Origin of the sequence: Vibrio fujianensis, from assembly GCF_002749895.1 — a bacterium.
Classification (GTDB): Bacteria; Pseudomonadota; Gammaproteobacteria; order Enterobacterales; family Vibrionaceae; genus Vibrio; species Vibrio fujianensis.
Genome location: NZ_NBUS01000018.1, coordinates 1 through 1186 on the forward strand (window position 1 = coordinate 1; position 1186 = coordinate 1186).

1 pseudogene is annotated in these 1186 nt (G+C 41.0%); it reads left to right on the forward strand.

Annotation, left to right across the window (positions count from 1 at the left end):
- Nucleotides 1-728: 728 nt before the first annotated feature.
- Nucleotides 729-1186 (forward strand): annotated as a pseudogene (locus tag B7C60_RS17140) (Abi family protein); the annotation flags it as partial.

The window sequence follows — 1186 nt, forward strand, 5'->3', positions numbered from 1 at the left end:
TCTTTACGGTTACATAACGCCGTGTTAAGGGGCGAAATACGCTATACCCCAAAACTAAACCATTGTGACTGAAACACCTAACTCAACATTTGATACCAACTCGCCAAGCGTTTTGAGTCCCTCTTAAACACTTTGTTAACTGGTGAACTCAACACAACCACAAAAAGCTAGGATAACCATTAGTTCAGCTAACCCAAATAGTTAATCATGAAACTTTTTCGAGTCTGTTGAACATCTCACAACCTAATACTTGTACCATGAAACTTAGTCACCTAACTCCGAACCCTTATATTAGACGCCTAGTAAGCGTCTAACACGCAGCTACGCAACTTAGCACCAAATACCATCACTTCATTAGACCAAGTAATGCAAATCAGCGAAATCAACCACAAACAGAAACGCAAACAGGATGATTTTAATGGGAACCAGTTAACGCCCAATTAAGGGGTGAACAACGCCTCCACCCAAGCTACAGCATTGTGCCATAAACACTAAATTTGAAGTAGAAGCAAAAATGCCAAGCGTTGTGAATCCCTCTTAAATTGCTTGTTAAATGCATTTAGACGCACACGTAAATCTACCTTATAATGCACCTTTCTTTTTCTACCCACAAGCATATGAAACCTAACAATATTACTGAAACCATTAACACGATCTCTTCCGATCGTCTCAATAGTTACCGTAGCTACTTTAATCTGAACTCAGATGAAGAGTGCTTAGGACTGTACTTGTGGAATGACGCTCTCTCAGCCTCCTTTTTCAAATTAATTAGTATCTTTGAAGTAGCTCTTCGCAATACTATTCATAGGGAGTTATCTCACCAATTCAATGTACACCGACAGCAAGGGCATGCATTCGATAATGATTGGTATGAGCACCTGATTGCCCAAGATCAATTAAAGCCTAAGACAGTGACTATGATTCGCAAAGTGACCCATTTGCAATCACGAGGTCGTGGAAGAAGAAGCCGAAATCAATTAATAGCGAAAACCCCGGTACCAACACCGGGAAAAGTAATCGCGGCACAAAGTTTTGGTTTCTGGGGATTTTTAATTAACGACACTTCGTCGAACAACTCAATAGACTGGCAAAGCGCACTGTTCAATGGACTTAAAGGGCACTTCGCCCTCCACTCCACTTACTGGTCTCAAAACGCATTGGAAGACTTTTTAATGCGGTTGAGTCA